Source organism: Bifidobacterium apousia (assembly GCF_007559275.1).
Lineage (GTDB): Bacteria > Actinomycetota > Actinomycetes > Actinomycetales > Bifidobacteriaceae > Bombiscardovia > Bombiscardovia apousia.
In genome coordinates, this window is record NZ_VMHK01000003.1 from 22024 (window position 1) to 44322 (window position 22299).

A 22299-nucleotide genomic window follows, 5' to 3' on the forward strand; every position below is an offset into this window, starting at 1 on the left:
TAATTCGAACAGGTGTTCGATGACGGCTTAGATGGCCGGGGCGGGCGGATCCAAGGGCGGACGGCCGCAGCCATTGAGGAAGCAGTCGTGCTGATGGTCGTTGATCATGCCGGCCGCCTGGAGAAAGGAATGGACGGTCACCGGCCCCAGAAAGCGCAGGCCCAGGTCGCGCATGTCCTTACAGACGATGGCCGACAGGTGGTCATAGCGCGGTATGGAGGGATCGTCCGGGTAGTCGTGGTTGATGGTCAGCCCGCCGGTGAAGGACCAGCAGTAGCGGTCGAATGCCTCCCCGGGAAATCGGCGGGCGATCAGGGCGGCATTGGCGACCGTGGCTTCGATTTTCCGCCGATTGCGGATGATGGCCGGGTCAGCCATGAGAGAGTTGATTCGGTCGGCATCGAAGGCGGCGACTGCTTGAATATCGAAGTTGTCGAAATCCTTGAAGAGGGCCTGGCGGCGGTGCAGGACCAGCTGCCAGCTGAGCCCGCACTGGAAGATCTCCAGGGAGAGCATGGCGAAAAGCCTCTGGGAGCCGTGCAGGGGGCGGCCCCACTCATGGTCGTGGTAGCTGCGCATGAGCGGATCGTCCACCTGAGCCCAGTCGCAGCGATATACAGGTTCGGCCATCTGGCACTCCCCTCTCCAGTTTTCGGCTTCAGGCTAGCACCGACGGGCGCCCGGACCGGGTGGTCAATACCGCTGAGTCTGGCAGGTCGTTTTAGAGTTGAAGCAGAGGCCGGTCGGCCCATGCCCGGGGCCATCCCCATGGCGGCAGTACGGTTGCGGCCGGCAAGGAGAGGAAGCATGTGCCATGACTGACAAGGACAATCCGCGCAGACTCTGGACCGACGACGAGGACCCGGTCGAGAGGGCCAAGCGCACCTCCCCTGCCATGCAGGGCGGCCAATCATCCGCGAACTCGGCAAGTGCACGTTCGGCATCTTCAAATTCGTCGACTTCGAATAGGTCAACTCCAGACTCGTCCAGCTCAGGTTCATCGCCTTCTGGTGCCACAGCCAAGCAGTCTGGTGATTCGTCGAAGAAGGCGCCGGCTGGAAAAACCAGTGCCGCCGAGACCGCCAATGGAGGCGAGACTCGTTCTGATCGCAGCGGCGATGAAAATGAGGCAGAGAAGGAATCAAATCAAGCCAAGGAACCGGAACAACAGCAGGGTCAGCCTGAAAAGGAGCAGGAATCCTCCAAGGGGCGCGGCTGGAAGCTCTTCGAGGACATCCTGCTCTGGGTGGCCTGGGTGGCCATGGTGGGCTTCAACGGCTATGCGGAGGTCTACCACTTCCATGGCACGACCGTGGGCGGGCTGGCTCGCAAGGTCGACCTGTGGATCATGCCTGCCGGTTACGTCTTCGCCATCTGGGGGGTCATCTACATCGCCCTGGCCATCTGGCTCTTCCGCTTCTGCCTGGCCGGGCCAAGCCGCAAACGCCTGGGCTTCCTGCCCTTTACGCTGAGCGGGCTGCTCTTCGTGGCCACCTGCTGCCTGAACATCGCCTGGCTGGCCCTGTGGCACATGGAACGCAACTTCTGGGCCCTGGTCATCATCATCATTCTGACCGTGCTGGCCTGGATGCTCTACGCCCTGGTGCGCCGGGACGCCACCAAGGCCGGGACCCCCACCGCCGCCAAGGCCTTGGACTGGATTCCCCTGTCCATCTACGCCAGCTGGCTGAGCGTAGCCACCCTGGTCAATGCCGGATACATGGTGGTGGCCGGGCACAAGGTCGGCAGTGCCGTCCAAGGATTCGCCACCATCATCGTGGTCGGCGCGCTCCTGGCGGTTGCCTACCTGATGAACAGGCACGGCAAGGACTGGGTCTTCGGCCTGGTGGTCATCTGGGCCTGCATGGGCATCGGCATCAGGATCTTCTCCTTCGCGGCCGCCATGGGCGTGCTGGTCATCGCCCTGACCGCCGTGGGCGCCTTCCTGGTCTACTTCCCCTGGAACAAGTTCAGGCTGGTCCGCCGCTGATCCATCCATGATCCATCCATTGCCCCGTCAGCCGAGACGCACTGGCGGGGCTTGCTTCTTGCTACCATGATTCCTTGCAAGTTTTGAATCCATAAGGAAAGCGGGGTCGGAGGCGGCATGGCTATTGAGGCGCAGGGACTTGAGATCCGGATAGGTGCCCGACTACTGCTGCAAGCCACCGACTTCCACGTGACCAAGGGCGACCGGATCGGCCTGGTGGGCCGCAACGGCGCCGGCAAGACCACGCTGACCCGGGTCATCACCGGCGACATGCTCCCCTCGGCCGGCAAGGTGCGGGTGACCGGACAGCTGGGGTACCTGCCCCAGTCCACCCATGCGGGCGACTCCGAGCAGAGCGCCCTGGACCGGGTCATGAGCGCCAGGGACATCGCATCCATCATCCAACGGATGCGCAAGGCCGAGACCGATATGACCAGTCCCGACCCCAAGGTCATGGAAAAGGCCATGAAGCGCTACGACAAGGCCCAGCAGGACTTCGAGAACGCCGGCGGCTATGCGGCCCAATCGCAGGCCATCGTCATGGGCGAGAGCCTGGGGCTGAGCCAGGAGACCCTGCAGCAGGCACTGGGCACCCTCTCCGGCGGTCAGCGCCGACGGGTCGAGCTGGCCAGGATCCTCTTCTCCGACGCCGACACCCTGATTCTGGACGAGCCCACCAACCATTTGGATGCCGACTCCATCGAGTGGCTCAAGGGCTACCTGCGCCGGTTCGAGGGCGGCTTCCTGATCATCTCCCACTCCACCGAGCTGCTGGACGAGACCGTCAACCGCATCTGGCACCTGGACGCCCAGCGTTCCTGCATCGACATGTACACCATGGGATGGAAGGCCTACCTGCGCCAGCGGGTGGTCGACGAGGAACGCCGGCGCCGTGAACGCGAGGTGGCCGAGAAGAAGGCCGACCGCCTGATGCGGCAGGGCATCCGCCTGCATGCCAAGGCCACCAAGGCCGTGGCCGCCCAGAACATGATGCGCCGTGCCCAACGCCTGCTGGCCGACACCCAGGAGGCGGAGAAGGCCGAAAAGGTGGCCGACCTGCGCTTCCCGGATCCCGCCCCCTGCGGCCGCACGCCCATCATGGCCGAGGACCTGTCCAAGGTCTACGGCTCCAACATCGTTTTCGCCGGCATCAACCTGGCCATCGACAAGGGCTCCCGGGTGGTCATCCTGGGATACAACGGCGCAGGCAAGACCACCACCCTGCGGCTGCTGGCCGGCATCGAGCAGCCCGACACGGGCAAGGTGACCCTGGGGCATGGGGCCAAGATCGGCTACTTCGCCCAGGAGCACGACACCCTGGATAACGACGTCAGCGTTCTGGAGAACCTGCAGCATGTGGCCCCTGACCTGGACAACACCCAGGCGCGGACCATCCTGGGCTCCTTCCTCTTCTCTGGGGACGACGCCATGAAACCCACCAAGGTGCTTTCGGGCGGCGAGAAGACCCGCCTGGCCCTGGCCACCCTGGTGACCAGCCGGGCCAACGTCCTGCTGCTGGACGAGCCCACCAACAATCTGGACCCTGCTTCACGGGACGAGATACTCAAGGCCATCGCCAAGTACGAGGGAGCCATCGTGCTGGTCACCCACGACGAGGGGGCCGTCAAGGCGCTCAACCCCGAGCGGGTGCTGCTCATGCCCGACGGTGATGAAGACCTCTGGAGCGACGACTACCTGGATCTGGTGGCCGAAGAGTAGGCAGCCGCAATAGCGAGCGGGTCAGTCGTCCTCCCCCAGGACCTCCACGCCTTTGACCCCTGGGGTCTGACCGATGGATTCGACCAGCTCGGTCACGTCCCCCTTGCCCAGCAGGTTGACGGTGACATCGGCGCCCTTCCAGGCATTCCGGTGCAGCTCGTGGATGGTGAGCACCCGGGATTCGAAGCCCATGCGGGTGGCCAGCAGCAGGGATTCGCGCAGACAGCCGTGGCCGTCCTGATATACGATGCGCAGGACCGTGTTCTGACGGTTGCGCAGGAACCACTTGAGGATGGGCGCGATGACCAGGACGGCCAGAAAGTAGAAGATGACCGCCAGGATGGCGATGGCGAAGAGCTGGACCCCGCAGGCCATGCCCACGGCGGCGGCCACCCAGATGGCGCTGGCCGTCGTCAGGCCCTTGACCGAGTCGTGGTTGAAGAAGATGACTCCGGCGCCGATGAAGCCGATGCCCGAGGCCACGCCGGCCGCGATTCGGGAGGCATCCCAGGAGTAGTTGCCCACAGCGGCCTGGATGCCGTAGAGGGAGACCATGGTGAACAGGCAGCTGCCCAGGCCCACCAGAATATGGGTGCGGATGCCAGCGTCGTGTTTGAGGAACTCGCGCTCGAAGCCGATCAGGCCACAGAGCACCACCGTCAGGACTACTGCCATAATCTGGCCCTGGTTCGGCATTACGAATCCCTGCATGTATTTCCCTTCCTGCCCTGGTAAATAGGCAGACCTTATAACGCTTGCAGGACAAGGCCATCGGATAGAGTGGAGCCAGCACGTGGCCGGCCGTGCCGCCGCACGTGGATCTTTTGAATGAGGGGTGTGATGCCATGAATCCGTCACCAGATGAACGCCGCGAAGCCCGCCGGACCCTTGCCACCAGCGCCTATACCGCTGACATGATCCGATCCTTGGAGCAGCCGTTTTTGGATGACGGGGTGCCCCTGATGCGCATAGCCGCCGGATCCCTGGCCTCCGTGGCCGACGTCATGCTGACCCAGGCCGGGCTGGAGCCGGCAGGCGCCAGGGTCGTCCTGCTGGCAGGGGCCGGCAACAATGGCGGCGACGGGCTCTATGCCTCGGCCGATCTGGCCGGACACGGGGCCGACGTGACGGTGGTGGCGACCGGGCGCAGCCTGCACCAGGGTGGGCTGGATGCCCTGTTGCGGGCCGGCGGCGTGGTCACGGCCCTGGATCCCCAGGCAGCCATCCCCGGCAGCGAGGCACCGGCCGGCCCGGACCAGGCCTCCGAAGAGCTGGACCAGGCCCTGGAGCTGTGCCGACAGGCGGATCTGATCATCGATGCCATGACGGGCATCGGCCTCAAGGGGGCGCTGCGCGGCATCCCCGCCGCTCTAGCCGCGGAACTGGGCATGGAGGGCGGTCTGCCCGACAGGCCCGCCTGGCACGACCCCGCCGGACAGGATGGGCCCCTGGTGCTGGCTGTGGATACTCCCTCCGGCGTGGACATTGATGAAGGCACCCTGCCCGGGGCCTACATACCGGCGGATGTGACCGTGACCATGGGAGCCATGAAGCCCTGCCTGATGCTGCCTCCGGCCGCCTACGTCTGCGGAAGAGTCGTCCTGGTGGACTTCGGCTTCGACACCTCGGCCCTGGTCCCCAGCGTCTCCTGTATGAACGCCGAGGACTGCGCCGGACTTTTGCGGGCGCCCCGGGTGGATGACACCAAGTACAGCCGCGGCGTGGTCGGCCTGGTCACCGGATCCGCCCTCTACCATGGCGCCGGGCTGCTCTCCAGCAGGGCGGCGGCCAGCGGCAACGTGGGCATGATCCGCTACTGCGGCCCCGAGCAGGTGGGCGATCTGATCCTGCAGGAGCTGCCGGAAACAGTCCTGGGCCGCGGAAGGGTCGAGTCCTGGGTGCTGGGTTCGGGTGTGCCTACCCGGCAGGCCCAGGAGGCTGCTGGACCTGAAGGCCAGGACGGCCAGCGGGATCTGATTGCCGACATACTCAACCGACAGGCCGCGGATCTGGACGAGGACGAGGCAGCGGCCGATCCGCCGGTGGTCGCCGATGCCGGAGCCCTGGACCTGCTGCCGGACCGGCTGGGGCCACGCACCGTCCTGACCCCGCATGCGGGCGAGATGGCCGCCCTGCTCAACTCGCATGGCGAGAACGTGGACGGCGACCAGGTCATGGCCGAACCCCTGCACTGGGCTGTCCGCGCCTGCCAGCTGACCGGGGCCACCATTCTGCTCAAGGGGGCCATCACCCTGGTCGTCGGCGAGGACGGCACCGACCGCCCCCGGGTCATGACCACCGGCTTCGGTCCGGCCTGGCTGTCCACAGCCGGCTCAGGGGACGTGCTCTCCGGCACCATCGGAGCGCTGCTGGCCCAGAACGCCGGACCGATCCAGGATGATGCCACCCTGATGGCGGATCTGACGGCAGCTGCGGCCTTCCTGCATGGACTGGCCGGTTCTTTGGCCAGCGCCGGCAGGCAGACCGGCTGGGAGCAGCCGCTGATCTTCGACCCCCGCAAGCCCCAGGATTTCGCCGATCTGGTAGCCCAGGACAGCCAGCGGGATGGTCACGGGACTGTTGCAGGGCCCATGGGACAACCGATTCGCGCCGGGCAGGTGGCCGATGCCCTGCCCAGGGCCATAGGGCTGGTCATGTCAAGAGCCGAGGGAACTGCCGACCAGAACGACCAATCCGCCCAGGATGGGGACGATGCCTCTCAGTTCTTCGAGAACAGCTCGCTTTGGTTCTAAACACGTCATCAGCAAAGGAGTCTATTCGATGACCGCGCAGCTCATCGTCATGCGTCATGGGGAAAGCGTCTGGACTCAGAAGTCGGTCAACCGTTTCGCCGGTTGGGTGGACGTGCCCCTGACGGAACGCGGACTGGATCAGGCCCGCCATGCCGGACGGCTGCTCAAGGAGTCAGGCCTGCTGCCCGACCTGGTCTTCACCTCCCTGCTGACCCGCAGTATCGTCACCGCCAATACGGTGCTGGATCTGGTTGATCGGGCCTGGATTCCGGTGGAGCGCACCTGGAGGCTGAACGAGCGCCACTATGGCGCCTTCCAGGGGCAGACGCGACCGGCCATGCTGGAACGCTACGGCCAGCAGCAATTCGACATCTACCGGCGTTCCTACGATGTTCGGCCGCCGGCCATTGCAACCGATTCGCCATACTTTCAGGGACGGGATCCGCGCTATGCCCCGGCCATGCGCGACGGGCTGGACAGCCGGAATCCGGCCGAGATCCGTGCCGAGTGCCTCAAGGACCTGCTGCTTCGCCTGCAACCCTATTGGCGCAGCCGGATAGCCCCGAACCTGGCCCAGGGCCGGACTGTGCTCGTCGTCACCCACGGATCCGTGGTCCGCAGCCTGATCAAGGTCCTTGAAAAGGTTGACGACAAGGACATCAGATCCATCAACGTGCCCACTGGCGTGCCCATGGTTTACAGCTTCGTGAACGACGAAGACGGCAACCCCCAGGTCCAGGGTCCGGGTCGCTATCTGGATCAGGAGGCCGCCGACCAGGGTATGGCTGAAACCGCGGCCCTGGGCCGATAGGGCCTTAGGTATAGATTGGCTTGTATGACACTGCTCCAACTGCGCTACATCGTCAAGATCGTCGAATGCGGCTCGATGAACGAGGCCTCGCACGAGCTCTACATCTCCCAACCGGCACTGAGTTCATCGGTCAAGGAGCTGGAGAACGAGCTGGGCATCGAAATCTTCACCCGCCACTCCCAGGGGATCGCTCTGACCGTGGACGGGGCGGAATTCCTGACCTACGCCCGACAGATTCTGGACCAGACCGACCTGCTGGAGGCCCGCTATAAGCAGGTCAGGCCCCGCAAGCAGCTCTGCCGGGTCTCCACCCAGCACTACATGTTCGCAGTGGAAGCCTTCGTGGAGATGATCAACTCCATCGATTCCGACGAGTACGAATTCACCATACGGGAGACGCGCACCAGGGACATCATCGACCAGGTGGCCACCCTCCAGTCCGAAATCGGCATCATCTACGAGTCCGACTTCAACAAACGGGTGTTGTCCAAGATGCTCCGGGAGAAGCACCTGGACTTCCACCCCCTCTTCCGGGCGGACCTGCATGTCTTCATCGCACGAACCAACCCCCTGGCCGATCGGGCCATGGTGACCATGAAGGACCTGGAGCCCTACCCCTTCCTGCAGTACGAGCAGGGCGAAGAGGGTTCCTTCTACTTCGCCGAGGAGGCGGTCTGGCCCGATTACTCCCCCAAGCAGATCACCGTGAGTGACCGGGCCACCATGCTCAACTTCATCGTCGGGCTCAACGCCTACACGGTCTGCACCGGCATCGACAACGAGGACCTGAACAACGAGAAGATCGTCAGCGTCCCCCTGGAGTCGGATGAATCCATGCTGGTGGGCTGGATCGTCAACAGCCGGACCAAGCTGTCCCATGCCGCCGAACTCTACTTGGACAAGCTGCGCCAGGTGGTGTCCAGCCACGGATACTCGCTGATTGAGCAGGAGCCAGGCGAGTAGCAGCAAAGCAGGCATCTGCCAAAAACGGCAACAGCCGATTCTCAGCGATCATTATTGAATTTCGTTGCTGGTTGCCAGTTGCTTGTGACAGCTATCTCAGTGGTCGTGGCTTACTCTATTTTCAGTGCTTTCCCCTGTGCTCCTATAGATGGCATCTTCCCCTGGTGGCCCACATCCTGCGATTTGAGTCCCAGGGCCTTGAGCAGGGCCCGGTCCAGATGCTCCAGTCCGCCCTGGCTCTTTGCCGCTGCGCTCAGATCCCAGACCTTGCCGTTGATCATGATGGTGGGGGTCGAGAACTCCCCCTTGGCATCCTTGGCATCCTTGCGGGTGATGGCGTAGGCGTTGACCTTGTCCACCCATGGCCTGTAGGTTCCCTGGGCGAAACGGTCTGCCAGAGACCTAGGGACCCCTACCCCCACGGCCTTGTCGGCCAGTCGAGCGTCAGAGACCGCCTGATAGGAGCTTTCATCGGGCTGGAAGTCGGATGCAAAGACGGCGGCAGCAAAGGCCGGCAGATGGTCCGGATCCTCCTGGGCCACCATGGCCAGGGCGTTGTCCACACGGCTGGAGTACTGGTCGCTGGAGGCCGAATCCAGGAAGTTCAAAAAGTTGTAGGTGACGTTGATCTGACCAGCGCTGATCATGCGCTGCAGCTGGGGATCAATGACCCGGCCCACCTTGCCGCACCAGGGGCACATGGGGTCCATGAAGATCTCAAGGGTCGGTGCGTCGGCAACCTTCTTCTTGCTGCCGACACCCTTGGCTGAAACGGTCAGCCCTCCCTGGTCATCGGCCACCGAAGGCTTGACGGTGACCTCTTGCAGGGCCTTGTAGGCCTTGGCATCCCCGCTGGGACCATGGCTGACTTGCGCGGTCGACGCTCCTGATGAAGGATTTTGGGCTGACTGGCTGCCTGCTGAACGATCAGCCCACAGCATGTATATGCCTGCGGCAAGCACCAGCACAAGAGCCACCGCCACCAGTATCAACGGAACCCTCCGCGAGCTCTGTGCAGGTGCACTTTCTTCAGGCTCGCTCACCTGAGGCTGGCCTGTCTCTGCCGGCTTCTCCTCAGTCGAAATTCGCCCGTCGGCAGGCTCCGCCGCATCCACCGCGTCGATCCCCGTCTGGTCCGGTTCCTCATGACTGTTCTGCTCCAGCGGTTTTGTCATGATCCATGGCCTTCCTTGCGATGATGATCCGCCGGCCTGCCCGCCGGACCTTTACCAATCTACACGAGGGTCGGCCGACAGCATGACCGTCCGAAGAATGTGCGCCGATATGAGCCGGTCACCTGCCTCAGGCCCCGTAGCGCTCCAAGTAGTCTCTGGCGGCATCGGCCGTGCGCTGATCCAGAATGGGCGACCCGTCCGGGCCTTTCATGGAGACGGCCGCATCGAAGATCTGACGGACGTTGACGATGCTGATGACCGGGAAGTGGAACTCGTCCATGATGGATTCGACAGCCGAGCCCTGGCCCTGTCCGGTGCGCTCCATCCGGTCCACGGAGAGCACCAGGCCGACGATGGTCACCTTGGCCTGGGACATGATCTTGGGCACCACCTGGCGCACCGCGGTCCCGGCGGTCATGACGTCATCCACCAGCAGCACCCTCATGCCATCCCTGAGCTGGGTGCCGACCATGAGGCCTCCGTCGCCATGGTCCTTGACCTCCTTGCGGTCAAAGGTGTAGCCGACCGGCATGCCGTGCGCCCCGCTCAGGGCGATGGCGGTGGAGACGGCCAGGGGTATCCCCTTGTAGGCCGGACCGAATACCGTGTCGATGTCGGCGGGCAGGGTCCCCTGCTTTACGGCTTGCACGATGGTCCTGGCGTAGAACTCCCCCAGCAGGGCGATCAGCCGTCCGTCATTGAAGGCTCCCGCGTTGATGAAGTAGGGCGAGCGCCGCCCCGACTTCAGGGTGAAGTCACCGAACTTGAGCGCTCCGCTCTGCAGCAGGAAGCTGGTGAAACCCTCCTGGATGCGGCGGGTCTGCTCCTGGGCATCCCCGTCATGCTCGGCTCTGTTTTCTGTTGCGGATGCGCTCATCGCCAGCACTCCCCTTTCCTGAGCAAATCGGCCAGATCGGGCCGCTCGTCCAACAGATCGTCCAGCTCCCGGGCCACTCTCATGGGCGCCACAGGATCCACCAGGGCCGCAGCCCCAACCTCCACGGCGTTGGCTCCGGCATAGAGGAATTCCAAGGCCGTGCGTCCCGAGTCGATGCCCCCGATGCCGATGATGGGAACCTCGGGCAGTGCCTGGCGCACCCGCCAGACGAAAGACAGCGCTATGGGCAGGATGCAAGGGCCGGAGACGCCGCCGGTGCCCTGGGCCAGGATGGGCCTGCCTGTGTTGATGTCGATGCGCATGCCCACCAAGGTGTTGATCAGGCTGAGGGCATCCGCTCCCCCATCGACGGCCGCCCGGGCCACTTCGACAATGTCGGTGACGTTGGGGGTCAGCTTGACCACCATGGGCTTGTCGGTCAGACCCCGCAGCCTGGTGATCAGCCGGTTCAGGGCCTTGGCGTCGGTGCCTACGGACATTCCACCATGTGAGACGTTGGGGCAGGAGACGTTGATCTCCAGCATGTCAGCCGGGGAGTCGGCCAGCCGTTCCACGACTGTGGCATAGTCCTCGTCGCTGTGGCCGGCCACATTGGTGACCACGTTGGCTCCCAGGGCCTTGAGCCTGGGCAGCTCGTCCACCAGGTAATGGTCCACGCCCGGGTTCTGCAGGCCCACGGAGTTGACCATGCCGGCTGGGCTCTCGGCGGTCCTGGGCGTCGGGTTGCCTTCCCAGGGCACCGGCGAAACCCCCTTGGTGGAGATGGCACCCATCTGGGAGACGTCGTAATAGTCGCCGCATGCATCCAGGTTGAAGGTGCCCGAGGCCGTGCCCACCGGGTTCTTCCAGGGCATGCCGGCCACAACCGTGCCATGCCGCCAGGTGTGCGGCTCAAGAGGATCCATGATTGTCAGCCCGCTCATCGTGCCTCCTTCTTGTCCCCGCCTGCATCCCAGATCAGACGGTCGGCGGCAAAAACCGGACCGTCCTTGCAGACCTTGAGTCTGCCGTCCACGGTGTCGACCACGCAGGCCACGCAGGTGCCATAGCCACACCCCATCCGGGACTCCATGCAGCACTGGGCAGGCAGGCCGGCCTTACTGGCCCAGGCGGCCACGGCCCGCATCATGGGCAGGGGGCCGCAGGTCAGGATGATGGTCCGCCCGGGATCGATGTCGCCGCGAACCCGGTCCAGAAGGGTGATGACATCCCCGGAGGCATTGTCGATGGACTCCAGCTGGTCGGTCAGCGAGCCCATGATGGCATCGGCAAACCGGTGGTCCCTATAGCCCAGCAGGGCGGTGGTGCGCACTCCGGACCGGCCTTGCAGGCACTGGGCTGCGCGGATCAGCGGGGGGACGCCCAGACCGCCGCCCACCAGCAGATAGTCAGCCGGCTTCTCCAGGTCGAAGCCATGGCCCAGGGGCCCCAGCAGGTCCACAGCCATGCCTGGCTGCAGGCGGGAGAACTCATCGGTCCCCTGGCCCACCACGGCAAAGATGATCTCAATCTGCTCGCTCTCCAGGACCCGGCTGATGCCGAAGGGCCTGGGCATCATAGTCATGCGGTCGGCCGAGTAGAGGTTGATGAAGGCACCTGCCGGGGCGTGGGCTGCCAGGTAGGGGTCGCGGATGGTCATCCGCCAGACCTGCCGGTCCAGAGGCTCCATGCCGGTGACCTGGGCGGTACGCCGTCCGGGCAGCCGACCTGCCTCTTGGGCCTGCTCCTCCACCTGGCTGGTGGATATGAAGAGGTTGGGTTTCATCGGGCCTCCTTGATCGCCTGATTGAGATCGTCCTTCATGGCCTGCGCGGCTTGGCGGGCGTCGCGGGTGACCATGCCCAGGGCCGCCTGAACGCTGAGCTGCGGACTGTAGTCCGGATCCTTTCGCCAGGCTGCGATGATCCCCCGGGAGGAATTGACCACAGCGCCGCCGCCGGACCGGTCGAACATGGGTGCCACGTCTGTCGCCGAACCGCCCTGGGCACCGTAGCCGGGGACCAGGAAGAAGGTGTGGGGCATGGCCCGGCGCAGCAGAGCGCCGTCCTCGGGATGGGTGGCGCCGACCACGGCGCCTAGCCGGGAGTAGCCCGATTGGCCCATGGAGGACTGCCCCCAGGATTCGACCAGTTCGCCCAGACGCTGATAGATGGTGCCGCCGCCTGAGTCCGCATCCAGCCCCAGTTCCTGGATCTGGCTGCCCGAGGGGTTGGAGGTGCGCACCAAGGCGAAGAGGTCGCCTTGGATGTGCTCGGCCGCCTGCAGGAAGGGTTCCACCCCGTCGGAGCCCAGGTAGACGTTGATGGTCAGGGCATCCTCGTACCAGGGGAACCTCCCGCCTGTCCGGGCCGACCCGTCCACTGCCTGCCCCGGGGCGAAGGGCAGGGGAAGCCCGTCCAGGTGGGCGGCGTAGGCCTCGGCCGTGGAGCCGATGTCCCCGCGTTTGACATCCCCGATGACGTAGAGGCCACGGTCGGCTGCGGCCCGGCAGGTGCCGGTGTAGGCCCTGATGCCCCAGGGTCCCAGGGCCTCGTACATGGCGATCTGGGGTTTGACTGCAGGCACCAGGTCGGCCACGCCCTCCAGGATGGCCAGGTTGAAGCGCAGATAGGCCCGGGCCAGGTGGTCCGCCCAGACGGCCTGAGCCTGCTCGCCCTGGTTCTGCTGCGGGTCCTTGGGGTCCAGGCCCATCTGGTCCATGCTCCCGGCGGCGCGCTGCCTGGCCTGTTCGATCAACTGGCTGGGCAGCAGTTCCGGTTGCGGATCCAGGCCGACCACCGTCGGATTGTGCTTGTCCTGAATGAGCGCGGTCAGTCGGTCCATGCTCGGTTCCTTTCCCTGGTGACGATGCGGCTTGCAGGCAGGCGGGAGAAGACCAGGCGCCCCTCCTTGATGGTGGCCATGACCCGTCCGGCCAGTTCCGCGCCGGCAAAGGGGGTGTTCCGTGCCTTGGAGTAAAAGCGGCTGGGATCAACCTCCCACTTGGCCTCAGGGTCCAAGATGACCAGGTCGGCAGGCGGCTGGCCGGCCTCGCTGCGCTGATCGACCTCCAGCTGAAGGTGACCAGTGTTGGCCTTGCGCGAGGGCAGGTCTTCGGGCAGGAGCCGCCGCATGTCCATGAGCTCGGCCGGGGCCAGGGACATGAGCTCTATCAGGCGGTCATGGCCGATGAGCCCGCTTGTGACCAGAACCTGGTCGCAGACCGCGTAGGCAGTCTCCAGGCCGATGATGCCGTTGGGGGCATCCTTGAGCCCCAGCGCCTTCTCAGCGGCAGTGTGGGGGGCGTGGTCGGTGGCGATCATGTCCACAGTGCCGTCGGCCACGGCCTCCAGGGCCGCCTGTTGGTCGGCGCGGGAGCGCAGCGGAGGGTTCATCTTGGCCATGCTGCCGCAACGCAGCAGATCCTCGTCGCAGAGAGCCAGATAGTGGGGCGCGGTCTCGCAGGTGACCGGCAGCCCACGGGCCTTGGCGCTGCGGACGGCCTCGAATCCTTCGGCAGTGCTGACATGCTGCAGATGCACCCTGGTGCCGGTGCGTTCCGCCAGGGCGATGTCGCGATTGATGACGGCGGTCTCGGTCGAGGCGGGAATCCCCTCCAGCCCCAGTTGGCGGCTCACGGCTCCGAGGTTGACCTGACCGTGCTCGTGGTGCTCACAGTGATCCAGGATGGGCAGGTTGACAGACCGGGCATTGGCGGCCACAGCCTCCAGGGTCTGATCGGTCACGGCCGAGCCGTCATCGCTGATGGCCACTACAGGGTGGGCCCATCCGTGGCCAGGCAGATGCCCCGACCAGTCGTCTGGGTTTGAGGCCAGACGGCCTGCCCGGTCCATGGTGGCCGCCACGCACAGGGCGTAGTCCACCGGCAGGTGCAGCCCATGGTCCCGCTCATAGGATTCCAGATAGTCGATGACTGTGCGCCCGTTGGCCATCCGCGCTCGGCCGTCCATGGCAGGCTGGGTGTTGGGCATGAGCAGTATCAGCCCATAGCCTCCAGAGGCTGCTGCAGCGGTGCCGGTGACCATGTCCTCCTTGTCGGTCTGGCCAGGGTCACGCAGGTGGACGTGCGGGTCGACCAGGGCCGGAGCCAGCACCAGCCCCGAGGCGTCTATCCGATCCGCCCCTGCTGACATGGCACCGGTCTCGTCGATCAGCGCACTGTCGACGGCCTGGGGAAGCACCAGATCGACCGCCTTGCCGCTGCGCCAATCAGTCAACCCCAGCAGCCGCATGTCAGTCTTCAGCCTTCTCGTCGCAGTAGTCGCAGCGGTAGACCCCGGCAGCGTCCAGGTGGAAGCGCTGGTCCACGCCGGTCTCCACCGTGGTCACACAACGGGGATTGACGCAGGTGATGACGTTGACTAGATGGCTGGGGCGGTCAGGCTGATGCTTGCTGACGATCCTGCCCTGCCGGACCACGTCGACGGTGGCCTCGGGGGCGATGAATCCCAGGGCGGTCAGATCCAGATCCCCGGTCTGCTCGATCTTGATGATGTCCTTGGACCCGTACTTACGGCTGTCCGTGTTCATGATCAGGGCCAGCCGGGTCTGCGACGGATCCACGCGCAGATAGTGCAAGACCTTCAGGGCTGTGCCCGCACGAACGTGGTCGATAATGATGCCATCAACAATGCTGGTGACCTTCATGCGGCCACCTCCTTCTGCTTGCGGTAACCGGGCAGCTCGTCACCCAGCAGGGCGCTCTCCAGGGCCATTCTGACCAGCATGCCATTGCGGACCTGCTGGAAGTAGGCCGCACGCGGATCATCGTCCACCTCCACGGCGATTTCGTTGACCCTGGGCAGCGGGTGGAGGATGGCCATGTCGGGTCGCGCAGCCCGAAGCTTGTCGGCATTCAGAATGTAGGTGTCGCGCAGGCGCAGGTAGTCGTCCTCGTTGAAGAAGCGCTCCTGCTGGACACGGGTCATGTAGAGCACGTCCAGGTCGCCGATGACCCCGTTCAGGTCGCCGGTCTCCCGGTAGGTGCAGTCGGCCGAGGAGCGGATCCTCTCCAGGACGTATTCGGGCGTGCGCAGCTCGTCGGGGCTGATCAGGACGAAGTCCACGTGGCCCAGGCGGCAGAGGGTGGTGATCAGGGAGTGGACGGTGCGGCCGAAGGTCAGATCCCCGCACAGGCCGATGGTCAGGTGGTTCAGCCGACCCTTGCGGGCGCGGATGGTGGCCAGGTCGGTCAGGGTCTGGGTGGGGTGCATGTGCCCGCCGTCGCCGGCGTTGATGACCGGGACCGTGGCTGCCTGTGAGGCCACCAGGGCGGCTCCCTCCTTGGGATGGCGGATGGCCACGATGTCGGCGTAGTTGGAGACCGTCTTCAGGGTGTCGCTGATGGACTCCCCCTTGGAGACGCTGGCCAGCTGGGCGCCGGCGAATCCGATGACCTGGCCGCCCAGACGGAGCATGGCCGTCTCGAAGCTGAGCCGGGTGCGGGTGCTGGGTTCATAGAAGAGCGTGGCCAGGACCCGGCCGTCGCAGGTATGGGCCACCTGGCGGCGATGGGTGTCGATGTAGGCCGCACGATCCAGCAGATCCAGGATCTGGGTCATGGGAATGTCGTCGAGGGTTACCACACTTCGCCCACGAAGGGGAACGACGGCGGAAGAGGTGTTGGATGCGTGATCAACTTGTTGGGACAACGGCTCACCTTCCTCAAGGTGGCCACCTTATGTGACCTGAACAAGCATACGACCCCGGATGGACCCAGGGTCAGCCCCCGTAGAAGAGCCGTTCCATGACCTGCCTGCAGCGGCGCATGGCCGCCAGCAGCTCGTTGACGAAGTGCTGGCCCCGGTGGGCCGGGTAGCCCAGGCAGACCGCGATGCCTCCCAGCACCTGCCCGTCGTCAGGCAGGATGTCCGCCTGGGATACCCTTCCCGACCAGAGGAAGTTGGCGTTGCGGGCTGCTGTGCAGAGCACCCAGCTGCGGCGCAGGGCCTTGGCATCCTTGGCTTCTATGAGACCCGCCGCCTCCAGGGCATCCAGGGCTGTCAGCGTGCCGGTGACCTGCAGCTCAGGCAGGTCGTGGGCGTGACGCAGCTGGAGGAGCTGCACTGTCCATTCCACGTCAGACAGCCCTCCCCGGCCCAGCTTCAGGTGTCGGTCCCGGCGCACGCCGCGCGGCAGCCGCTCGGCCTCCATCCGCGCCTTGAGCCGGCGAATCTGCCCCAGCTCCTCCTCGTTGGGCGGCTGCTGAGGGTAGCGGAGCGGATCGGCTGTACCCTCCAGAAAGTCCTGGGCCAGAGCGGCATTCCCGGCTGCGAATCTGGCCCGGATCAGGGCCTGATGCTCCCAGGTCTCCGACCATTCGCGGTAGTAGCGCTGGTAGGAGTCCAGGGAACGCACCAGAGGCCCCTGGCGTCCTTCGGGACGCAGGTCGAAGTCCAGGTCGATGCCGGGCTCCAGGCTGGCCCGTCCGGCCAGGACGGCCCGCAGGTCGGCGGTCACCCCTCGTGCGAATTCCGCCGCCTGGTCCTGGTCAGCGTCCGAGGCTGGACGGTAGATCAGCATGATGTCGGCATCCGAGTTGAAGTTGACCTCCCTGCCTCCGTAGCGACCCATGCCGATCGCGGCCAGATCGGCTGGCGCGCCAGCCTGTTCCGAACGGTGGTCCACGGCCCAGTCCAGGGCGGCATTGATGGCCGCATCGTAGACATCGGACATGCCCGCCAGGCAGGCCTGCTGATCGTCCACCCCACTCATCCAGCCCAGCCCGATCCGCTCGATCTCCTGGCGGCGCATGGCCCGCACTGCGGTGGCAAACTCCTCCAATGAGTCCGCATGGCGGGTCCGATAGGCTGCGGCGCGCTTGTCCAGGGTGGCTCGATCACGAGGGATCATATCCTGGTCATGGCCCAGCCAGGTCACTGACTGGACGGACCGGGCCAGGGCGCCTGACAGATATCGGGAGTTGGACAGCACATGGCAGAGGCGGCGGGCGGCCGAGGTGGAGTCCCGCAGGAAGCCCAGGTAGGTGCTCTTGCCGCCGAAGTGCTCCTCCAGGGTTCGCCAGCCAAGAAGTCCCATATCCGGATCCTGTCCCTCCCCCAGCCACTGGAGGACGGCGGGCATGAGGATGCGGTTGATACGCGCTGATCGGGTGACCCCTGTGGTCAGGGCCGTGACGTGGCGAATGGCTGCATCAGGGTCGGCAAAGCCGATGGAGGCGAACCGGGCGCGGGCCGCCTGGGGGCGCAGGCTGACCTCGTCCTCGTCCACCTGGGCGTTGATGGGCAGCATGGGACGGAAGTAGATGGCCTGGTGAAGGTTTCGGACTTCGATTCTGGTGGCCTGGTATTGGGCCAGCATCTGGTCGGCATGCAGACCGAAGGCCCGGGCCAGCCGCCGCAGATCGCGGTTGCTCTCCAGCTCCTCCAGACTGGGCGGCCGCTGGCCGAGGGTGCCTGAACGGTTGATTTTCGGAAAGAGGTGGGTGCGCCGCAGCTGCCACATCTGCAGACGATGCTCCATGACCCGCTCGAACCGATAGTCATGGTCCAGCTGGTCGCCATGCTTGGCAGAGATGTAGCCACCCTGGGCCAGTGCCTGCAGAGCATCCAGGGTCGCCGGGCAACGCAGATCGGGGTCGCTGGAGCCGTGAACCAGCTGGAGCATCTGGACGGTGAATTCCACGTCCCGCAGTCCCCCCTGGCCCAGCTTGATTTCGCGCTCCTTGCGGTCCTCGGGTATCAGCCGTTCTACCCGCTGGCGCATCCGCTGACAGTCGTAGACGAAGTTGGGACGCTGACAGGCCCCCCAAACCAGCGGCTCGATCATGGCCGTATAGTCCTGTCCCAGGGCCTTGTCGCCAGCGACCGGACGGGCCTTGAGCAGGGCCTGGAACTCCCAATTCTCAGCCCATTGGGCATAGTAGTCGGCGTAAGAGGCCAGACGGCGCACCAAGGGGCCGTCACGCCCCTCGGGCCGCAGGGCAGTATCAACCTTCCAAAGCGGCGGCTCGGTCGATCCGGGGATGACCGCCTGGCAGACCCGCTGGAGGAGGACGGCCATGGCAGTGCCCACGGCGATGGGATCGGTCACGTGAGAACCCGCCCCCGATGCCGGCTCCACCAAGTACATGAGATCCACATCGGATACGTAGTTGAGTTCCTGGGCGCCCAGCTTGCCCATGCCAATGACGGTCAGACGGCATGAATCGGCATTGGGAACCTGCCGGCAGGCGATGCTCAGAGCCCCTTGGAGTGCGGCATCGGCCATGTCGGACAGGGCCCGGCTGATTGCCGGCTCCAGCTCCAGGGGATCCTCGGCTGCCAGGTCACGGGCCATGACGGCAGCCAGCTGCAGCCGGTATTCGGACCGCAGTGCATCGGCGTAGGCCGCCAGCGAGGGCACGGAGTCAGCATTGGCCTCCACCCTGTCCAAGGCGTCCATGACCCGCTTCCGCCTGGTTTCCGCCGGGCAGTCAGCCAGGTGGTCGAGGTCGATGGCTGCCGCCTCTGCCAGTTCCGGCCGCGAGCGCATCAGCCGACCCATGGCCTCCGAGGCCCCCAGCACCCTGATCAGCGACTGTGCTCCCCCTTGGTTCCCCTGCGGGGATTCGGCCAGAAAGGCCGGACGGGTTCCTTGCGGATACTGCTCCAGAATTCGTATCAGCCCGGCAAGGGCTTCGTCCGGATCGCAGGCCTGGTCGAGGCTCTGGACCAGGGTTTGCTCCAGCTTCTGATCGTCAACCAGACGGGCAAGCCGATCCAGCCGAACCCGGGCCTTGTCCAGGTCGTGCAGCCCGAGGTGTATCAGGGTCGAAGTGGTCGGTTGCGCCGAATCTGCCATGAGTCATCCCCTGCCTTTCCTCGGGCCCGCAACGACACTGACATCCACGGGGCCGGTACAGGCATTATAGGGGGAACGGGTCGTCAGCCCTTGCGGCCCTCCCGGAAGGCGCAGACGGCGCAGTATACGGTGACGACGGCTAAGCACACGGAGAAGATCAGTGTGGGCCAGGTCAGCAGGCTGCCGTCCCGCACAGCCTCAGCCAGGGATTGGACCAGCCAGATGGCGCAGGCCGCAGCAGTCAGGCCATACATCCGAGAACGAGCCTTGCCGGTGATACGCACGATTGTGCTCCTTTGTAACGATGTTCCAAAGATGGTTGATCGGCGTGAGGGACGGCAAGTGCCCGTCCCTCACGCCGATGATTGGTCAGCTCTTGCGGCGCTTGGACATGACGTCGATAGCCACGGCCAGCAGGAGCACCAGCCCCTTGATGGTCTTGACGATGGCCGTGTCCACGCCCATGATGGACAGTCCCTGGTTGATCACACCCATGACGAAGGCTCCGACGACCGCCCCGGGAATGGTGCCGATGCCGCCGGTGACAGCCGTGCCGCCGATGAAGCAGGATGCGATGGCGTCCATTTCGAACTCCATACCAGCCTGGGCGGTGGCCGAGGCCAGTCGTGAAAGCATGCAGATGGCTGCCACAGCCGACAGGAAGCCCATGTGGACGAAGAGCGTGAAGTCCACCCGCTTGGCGTTGATGCCCGAGAGCACGGCAGCCTTGCGGTTGCCGCCCACTGCGTAGACATGCCGGCCGAAGACGGTCCTGGTGAGGATGAAGTTGTAGATCAGGACCAACACGGCCACGATGACCAGCATTATGGGCGTCCCGCCCTGGTTCTCATTGCCGGAGGAGGCCAGCAGGTAGGTCACGAAGAGGATGACGACTGCGGCCACGATGATCTTGCCGGTCATCAGGGCCTTGGGCTCAGGAACCAGACCTACAGCCAGGGTCTTGCGGCGGCGGGCAATCTGCGACCAGGCGTAGGCCAGGATGCAGATCAGGCCCAGCACCACGGTCAAGCCGTCAAAGGGGCCCCACCATCCCAGGATGTTGGGCAGGTAGTCACGGGCGATCCCCCTGAACTGCGCGGAGGTAATGGGCACGGACTCGCCGACGATGACCGTGGCCAGACCACGGAAGATCAGCATGCCGGCCAGGGTGGTGATAAATCCTGGAATGCCGATGACGGCTACCCAGAAGCCCTGCCAGATGCCGATCAGCAGACCCACGATCAGGGAAAGGCCGATGGCCACGATCCAATTGACCCCCATATGCTCCATGAGGATGGCGCACACGCCTCCGATGAAGGCCACCAGCGATCCCACCGACAGATCAATGTGGGTGGCGATGATGACCATGACCATGCCGATGGCCAGGATGATCACGTAGGCGTTCTGCTGGATCAGCGAGACGAAGCTGTTGGGCTTGAGCAGCACCCCCTTGGTCAGTATTTCGAAGACGACCACGATGACCACCAAGGCGCCGACGATGCCATACTGCCGGGCGTTGCTGGCCAGGGAGGCCAGAATACCAGGTCCTGCCTGTTCTTGTTCCACCGCCTGGGCGGTGCTCTTGTTGCTGTTGGGCGAGCTCATCTGGCTGCCACTCCCTTCTTTTCCTGGGTCATGCCCTTCATCAGATACTCCTGCGAGAAGTCCCGGCGCTCCACGTCGTTGGTGATGACCCCCTGGCTGACCGTATAAATCCGGTCACAGATGCCGATCAGCTCGGGCAATTCAGAGGAGATGACCACCACAGCCTTGCCCTGGTCGACCAGCCGGTCGATGATCTCGTAGATCTCGTACTTGGCTCCCACATCAATGCCTCGGGTGGGCTCGTCCAGGATGAGCACATCAGGATCCGAGATCACCCACTTGGCCAGCACGACCTTTTGCTGGTTGCCGCCGGACAGGGTGGAGACGGGCACATCGATGTTGCTGCACTTGATGTTGAAGTCCTTGCGGTACTCCTCCACCCGTGCCCTCTCCAGGTTCTCGTTCATGACTCCATGACGGCTCATTTTCTTGAGCGAGGCCAAGGAGGCGTTTTCCCTGATGTTCTGCAGCAGGTTGAGTCCGAAGACCTTGCGGTCCTCAGTGGCGTATGCCAGGCCCGAATCGATGGCCGACTGGACGTTCGGCAGCTCGACCTGACGGCCATGCATCTCGATTCTGCCGCTGATATGGCTGCCATAGGACCGCCCGAAGATGCTCATGGCCATCTCGGTGCGACCAGCACCCATCAGTCCCGCCAATCCGACGATCTCACCCTGGTGAACCACCAGATTGGCATGATCGACCACGGTGCGGGAGGGATCCTGCGGGTGGTGGACGGTCCAATCGCTGACCTTGAGCACCTCCTTGCCGATGTGCGGCACGTGCTCGGGATAGAGGTTGGTCAGCTCGCGGCCGACCATCTTCTGGATGAGCAGATCCTGATCCAGCGGGTGGTCTTGGTCGATTCGCATACCGCCCACCGTGGAGCCATCCCGTAGAATGGTCACCCCATCCGCAATCTGCCCCACCTCGCCCAGCTTGTGGGTGATGAGGATGCTGGTCACTCCCTGCTGGTCACGCAGCTGTCTGACCAGATCCAGCAGATGATCGGAATCATCGTCGTTCAAGGCGGCTGTGGGCTCATCCAGAATCAGCAGCCTGACGTGCTTGGACAGCGCCTTGGCGATCTCCACCAGCTGCTGCTTGCCCACTCCAAGGTCCATGACCCTGGTGTCGGGTTTCTCGTCCAGCCCCACACGCTCCAACAGACGCGAGGCCTTGGCCCTGGTCGTGTCCCAGTCCATGACGCCATTGTGGGCCTGCTCATTGCCCAGGAAGATGTTCTCGGCAATGGATAGGAAAGGGCTCAGCGCCAGCTCCTGGTGGATGATGACGATGCCGTCGTCCTCCGAATCATTGATGGTCCGGTAGCGGCAGGGCTTGCCGTCGAACAGGATTTCGCCGGTATAGCTGCCATGCGGGTATACCCCGGACAGCACGTTCATCAGGGTTGACTTGCCGGCCCCGTTTTCCCCGCAGATGGCATGGATTTCGCCCTTGCGCACATCCATGTCCACATTGGACAGGGCCTTGACCGGACCGAAGGTCTTGGTGATTCCCTGCATTCGCAACAAGATGTCCTCGTCGGACATGCTTTCACCTCCTGTGCGCCGACCGTCCCA

The 22299-nt window shown here is 64.6% G+C and carries 19 protein-coding genes; 5 read left to right on the plus strand and 14 right to left on the minus strand.

Annotation, left to right across the window (positions count from 1 at the left end; all coding sequences use genetic code 11):
* Positions 1-27 precede the first annotated feature (27 nt).
* Positions 28-630, minus strand: coding sequence for a DNA-3-methyladenine glycosylase I (locus FPK30_RS05110; protein ID WP_144085590.1), 603 nt, complete (start codon positions 628-630; stop codon positions 28-30).
* Between the two features lie 184 nt (positions 631-814).
* On the opposite strand from FPK30_RS05110, the gene FPK30_RS05115 reads away from it, so the two are divergent.
* Together FPK30_RS05115 and FPK30_RS05120 are read left to right on the plus strand one after the other, a co-directional pair.
* On the plus strand, positions 815-1990 hold the full coding sequence (locus FPK30_RS05115; RefSeq protein WP_144085591.1) for a tryptophan-rich sensory protein: 1176 nt from the start codon (positions 815-817) through the stop codon (positions 1988-1990).
* A 117-nt stretch (positions 1991-2107) separates the two neighbouring features.
* Positions 2108-3709 (plus strand): ABC-F family ATP-binding cassette domain-containing protein, encoded by a 1602-nt coding sequence (locus tag FPK30_RS05120; protein ID WP_144085592.1) that lies wholly within the window; start codon positions 2108-2110, stop codon positions 3707-3709.
* A 21-nt stretch (positions 3710-3730) separates the two neighbouring features.
* Here FPK30_RS05120 and FPK30_RS05125 read toward each other — a convergent pair whose 3' ends face one another.
* The gene (locus FPK30_RS05125; protein WP_260804450.1) at positions 3731-4384 is read right to left on the minus strand and encodes an MgtC/SapB family protein; all 654 of its coding nucleotides are present in this window, start codon (positions 4382-4384) and stop codon (positions 3731-3733) included.
* 170 nt (positions 4385-4554) lie between these two features.
* On the opposite strand from FPK30_RS05125, the gene FPK30_RS05130 reads away from it, so the two are divergent.
* The 3 genes from FPK30_RS05130 to FPK30_RS05140 are packed head-to-tail and all read left to right on the plus strand — an operon-like array spanning position 4555 to position 8236.
* Complete coding sequence (locus FPK30_RS05130) at positions 4555-6462, plus strand: bifunctional ADP-dependent NAD(P)H-hydrate dehydratase/NAD(P)H-hydrate epimerase (protein ID WP_144085594.1); 1908 nt, start codon at positions 4555-4557, stop codon at positions 6460-6462.
* A gap of 28 nt (positions 6463-6490) precedes the next feature.
* Positions 6491-7273 carry a 2,3-bisphosphoglycerate-dependent phosphoglycerate mutase gene (locus tag FPK30_RS05135; protein ID WP_144085595.1) on the plus strand — a complete coding sequence of 261 codons (783 nt, stop codon included), beginning with the start codon at positions 6491-6493 and terminating at the stop codon, positions 7271-7273.
* Between the two features lie 24 nt (positions 7274-7297).
* On the plus strand, positions 7298-8236 hold the full coding sequence (locus tag FPK30_RS05140) for a LysR family transcriptional regulator (protein ID WP_144085596.1): 939 nt from the start codon (positions 7298-7300) through the stop codon (positions 8234-8236).
* Between the two features lie 110 nt (positions 8237-8346).
* Here the strand turns inward: FPK30_RS05140 and FPK30_RS05145 are convergent, their stop codons facing one another.
* The 12 genes from FPK30_RS05145 to FPK30_RS05200 form a co-directional block, all read right to left on the minus strand.
* Positions 8347-9411, minus strand: coding sequence for a DsbA family protein (locus FPK30_RS05145; RefSeq protein ID WP_144085597.1), 1065 nt, complete (start codon positions 9409-9411; stop codon positions 8347-8349).
* A gap of 127 nt (positions 9412-9538) precedes the next feature.
* Complete coding sequence (pyrE, locus tag FPK30_RS05150) at positions 9539-10288, minus strand: orotate phosphoribosyltransferase (protein WP_232345815.1); 750 nt, start codon at positions 10286-10288, stop codon at positions 9539-9541.
* Positions 10285-11232 (minus strand): dihydroorotate dehydrogenase, encoded by a 948-nt coding sequence (locus FPK30_RS05155; RefSeq protein WP_144085598.1) that lies wholly within the window; start codon positions 11230-11232, stop codon positions 10285-10287. Before FPK30_RS05155 ends, pyrE begins: the two co-directional genes overlap by 4 nt.
* A complete protein-coding gene (locus FPK30_RS05160) occupies positions 11229-12074 on the minus strand; it encodes a dihydroorotate dehydrogenase electron transfer subunit (RefSeq protein WP_144085599.1) in 846 nt (281 codons plus the stop codon). The genes FPK30_RS05155 and FPK30_RS05160 overlap by 4 nt, the downstream gene beginning before the upstream one ends.
* Complete coding sequence (gene pyrF / locus FPK30_RS05165) at positions 12071-13132, minus strand: orotidine-5'-phosphate decarboxylase (protein WP_144085600.1); 1062 nt, start codon at positions 13130-13132, stop codon at positions 12071-12073. Before pyrF ends, FPK30_RS05160 begins: the two co-directional genes overlap by 4 nt.
* On the minus strand, positions 13120-14541 hold the full coding sequence (locus tag FPK30_RS05170) for a dihydroorotase (protein ID WP_144085601.1): 1422 nt from the start codon (positions 14539-14541) through the stop codon (positions 13120-13122). Before FPK30_RS05170 ends, pyrF begins: the two co-directional genes overlap by 13 nt.
* 1 nt (position 14542) lies before the next feature.
* A complete protein-coding gene (locus FPK30_RS05175; protein ID WP_024627991.1) occupies positions 14543-14956 on the minus strand; it encodes an aspartate carbamoyltransferase regulatory subunit in 414 nt (137 codons plus the stop codon).
* The gene (gene pyrB / locus FPK30_RS05180) at positions 14953-15960 is read right to left on the minus strand and encodes an aspartate carbamoyltransferase (protein WP_101432406.1); all 1008 of its coding nucleotides are present in this window, start codon (positions 15958-15960) and stop codon (positions 14953-14955) included. Before pyrB ends, FPK30_RS05175 begins: the two co-directional genes overlap by 4 nt.
* A 70-nt stretch (positions 15961-16030) precedes the next feature.
* The gene (locus FPK30_RS05185) at positions 16031-19111 is read right to left on the minus strand and encodes a bifunctional [glutamine synthetase] adenylyltransferase/[glutamine synthetase]-adenylyl-L-tyrosine phosphorylase (protein WP_144085602.1); all 3081 of its coding nucleotides are present in this window, start codon (positions 19109-19111) and stop codon (positions 16031-16033) included.
* An 83-nt stretch (positions 19112-19194) separates the two neighbouring features.
* Positions 19195-19395: a hypothetical protein gene (locus FPK30_RS05190; protein ID WP_024627988.1), complete on the minus strand. Its 201-nt coding sequence runs from the start codon at positions 19393-19395 to the stop codon at positions 19195-19197.
* 85 nt (positions 19396-19480) lie between these two features.
* The gene (gene mmsB / locus FPK30_RS05195) at positions 19481-20716 is read right to left on the minus strand and encodes a multiple monosaccharide ABC transporter permease (protein WP_024627987.1); all 1236 of its coding nucleotides are present in this window, start codon (positions 20714-20716) and stop codon (positions 19481-19483) included.
* Positions 20713-22269 carry a sugar ABC transporter ATP-binding protein gene (locus FPK30_RS05200; RefSeq protein WP_024627986.1) on the minus strand — a complete coding sequence of 519 codons (1557 nt, stop codon included), beginning with the start codon at positions 22267-22269 and terminating at the stop codon, positions 20713-20715. Before FPK30_RS05200 ends, mmsB begins: the two co-directional genes overlap by 4 nt.
* Between the last annotated feature and the right edge of the window lie 30 nt (positions 22270-22299).

Bases quoted from the DNA above. Each gene is read 5' to 3' on its own strand.
- FPK30_RS05185 (WP_144085602.1), bottom strand. From the start codon at position 19,111: ATGGCAGATTCGGCGCAACCGACCACTTCGACCCTGATACACCTCGGG.
- mmsB (WP_024627987.1), bottom strand. From the start codon at position 20,716: ATGAGCTCGCCCAACAGCAACAAGAGCACCGCCCAGGCGGTGGAACAA.
- FPK30_RS05130 (WP_144085594.1), top strand. From the start codon at position 4,555: ATGAATCCGTCACCAGATGAACGCCGCGAAGCCCGCCGGACCCTTGCC.
- FPK30_RS05160 (WP_144085599.1), bottom strand. From the start codon at position 12,074: ATGAAACCCAACCTCTTCATATCCACCAGCCAGGTGGAGGAGCAGGCC.
- FPK30_RS05155 (WP_144085598.1), bottom strand. From the start codon at position 11,232: ATGAGCGGGCTGACAATCATGGATCCTCTTGAGCCGCACACCTGGCGG.
- FPK30_RS05140 (WP_144085596.1), top strand. From the start codon at position 7,298: ATGACACTGCTCCAACTGCGCTACATCGTCAAGATCGTCGAATGCGGC.
- FPK30_RS05110 (WP_144085590.1), bottom strand. From the start codon at position 630: ATGGCCGAACCTGTATATCGCTGCGACTGGGCTCAGGTGGACGATCCG.
- FPK30_RS05200 (WP_024627986.1), bottom strand. From the start codon at position 22,269: ATGTCCGACGAGGACATCTTGTTGCGAATGCAGGGAATCACCAAGACC.
- FPK30_RS05145 (WP_144085597.1), bottom strand. From the start codon at position 9,411: ATGACAAAACCGCTGGAGCAGAACAGTCATGAGGAACCGGACCAGACG.
- FPK30_RS05115 (WP_144085591.1), top strand. From the start codon at position 815: ATGACTGACAAGGACAATCCGCGCAGACTCTGGACCGACGACGAGGAC.
- FPK30_RS05175 (WP_024627991.1), bottom strand. From the start codon at position 14,956: ATGAAGGTCACCAGCATTGTTGATGGCATCATTATCGACCACGTTCGT.
- pyrE (WP_232345815.1), bottom strand. From the start codon at position 10,288: ATGAGCGCATCCGCAACAGAAAACAGAGCCGAGCATGACGGGGATGCC.
- FPK30_RS05120 (WP_144085592.1), top strand. From the start codon at position 2,108: ATGGCTATTGAGGCGCAGGGACTTGAGATCCGGATAGGTGCCCGACTA.
- FPK30_RS05125 (WP_260804450.1), bottom strand. From the start codon at position 4,384: ATGGCAGTAGTCCTGACGGTGGTGCTCTGTGGCCTGATCGGCTTCGAG.
- pyrF (WP_144085600.1), bottom strand. From the start codon at position 13,132: ATGGACCGACTGACCGCGCTCATTCAGGACAAGCACAATCCGACGGTG.
- FPK30_RS05170 (WP_144085601.1), bottom strand. From the start codon at position 14,541: ATGCGGCTGCTGGGGTTGACTGATTGGCGCAGCGGCAAGGCGGTCGAT.
- FPK30_RS05135 (WP_144085595.1), top strand. From the start codon at position 6,491: ATGACCGCGCAGCTCATCGTCATGCGTCATGGGGAAAGCGTCTGGACT.